Here is a 233-nt window from a genome sequence, read left to right on the forward strand (position 1 = left end):
CCGCGCGGCCCGGTGGTGGCCCTGGCCGACGAGGCGACCAGCTCGGACGGCGACGTGATCATCCTGGCGGTCAAGCTGCTGGGGCTCGGCCCGGTGGTGGGCCGGCGCACCTGGGGCGGGGTGGTGGGCACCATCGGCCGGCACGCGCTGGGCGACGGCACCCAGGTGCAGATCCCGACCACCGCCTCCTGGTTCGTCGAGGGCTACGGCTACGGGGTGGAGAACCACGGGGT

1 protein-coding gene is annotated in these 233 nt (G+C 75.1%); it reads left to right on the forward strand.

All coding sequences use genetic code 11. The features are described 5' to 3' along the window. The coding region (locus C7C46_RS33525) for a S41 family peptidase (RefSeq protein ID WP_146259340.1) at nucleotides 1-233 on the forward strand (233 nt) is incomplete at both ends.

Origin of the sequence: Streptomyces tateyamensis (assembly GCF_003205575.1) — a bacterium.
Classification (GTDB): domain Bacteria; phylum Actinomycetota; class Actinomycetes; order Streptomycetales; family Streptomycetaceae; genus Kitasatospora; species Kitasatospora tateyamensis.